The 1,280-nt window shown below is 41.9% G+C and carries 1 protein-coding gene and 1 pseudogene; both read left to right on the forward strand.

Going from position 1 to position 1,280, the window contains the following annotated elements:
- Nucleotides 1-449, forward strand: a pseudogene (locus MR062_RS17605) (IS21 family transposase); the annotation flags it as partial.
- A gap of 8 nt (nucleotides 450-457) precedes the next feature.
- Nucleotides 458-1,189 carry an IS21-like element helper ATPase IstB gene (gene istB / locus MR062_RS17610; RefSeq protein ID WP_242206743.1) on the forward strand — a complete coding sequence of 244 codons (732 nt, stop codon included), beginning with the start codon at nucleotides 458-460 and terminating at the stop codon, nucleotides 1,187-1,189.
- The last annotated feature ends 91 nt before the right edge of the window (nucleotides 1,190-1,280 follow it).

Here is a 1,280-nt window from a genome sequence, read left to right on the forward strand (position 1 = left end):
TTTACTCAGAGAGTGCCATAGAAATCTATTACAAATACAACCGTATAGCCCTGCACCCAAGGCACAGAAAAAAGTATGCCTATACCACTACTAAGGAGCATATGCCCTCGCACCATCATTTTGTAAGTGAATGGAGCAGTGAAAAGTTTATAAACTGGGCGGGCAGTATAGGGCACGATTGCCAAGATTACATCATCAAGATACTGGACAAAAAACAACACCCCGAGCAATCCTATAAGTCCTGTATGGGCATTTTACAACTGCAGAACAAAGTAGGGCGCACCCGATTGAACAACGCCTGTAAGCGAGCCTTGGACTACGGAGCTTACAATTACAATATCATCGTAAACATCTTGGAGAAAGGCTGGGATGCCATAGAGGATACGCCACAAGAACAAAGTCAAGTCCCCAACCACAACAACATCAGAGGAAAAGATTATTATAAATAAACACCATTATGAACACACAAACTTTAGAACAGATGAAGCAGTTACGCTTCTACGGTATGCACAGGGCCTTTAGCGAAACACTGCAAGCGGGCAGTGTGCAGTACACCAACGACGAACTTATTGCCCATTTAATACAATCTGAATGGGATGACCGCTACAACAGAAAAATTGAGCGCCTTACCAAGGCTGCCAAGTTTAGGTACAAGGCCATTATAGAGAACATCAATTATGACCTTGGCAGAAATATCGATAAAAACCAGATCCAACGCTTCGCCAACTGTGATTTTATAAAAAATGAAGACAATGTACTCATTACGGGAAGTACCGGTGTGGGCAAGAGTTACATTGCTTCTGCCATTGGTTACCAGGCCTGCACATTAGGGTACAGGGTGATGTATTTTAACACCAACAAGCTCTTCACAAAAATGAAAACGGCCAAGGCCGATGGTTCCTACCTAAAGGAGATCAACCGACTGGAAAAGCAGGATCTACTTATCTTAGACGACTTTGGACTTAAAACCTTAGATAGTGCTAACAGACATATATTTATGGAAATAATCGAGGACAGGCACGGTAAACGGTCCACCATTATAGCCTCGCAACTGCCAACAGAAGCCTGGCACCAAATTATTGGGGAACAGACCATAGCCGATGCTATTTTGGATAGGTTAGTTCACTCAGCACATAGAATTAATCTAAAAGGAGAATCCATGAGAAAAAAATTAAAAAAGAATCACTAATTTTAACACTCAAATGAAACGATTTTTGGCACTTTATTTACACTGCTCACTTTCATCCGGCACGGGTGGTTCACTTTAACCGAATTTTCCA

The sequence above is a fragment of the Aestuariivivens insulae genome (assembly GCF_022662195.1).
In the GTDB taxonomy this organism is placed as follows: domain Bacteria; phylum Bacteroidota; class Bacteroidia; order Flavobacteriales; family Flavobacteriaceae; genus Aestuariivivens; species Aestuariivivens insulae.

Coding starts and splice junctions, on each gene's coding strand:
- istB (WP_242206743.1), top strand. CDS start 458: ATGAACACACAAACTTTAGAACAGATGAAGCAGTTACGCTTCTACGGT.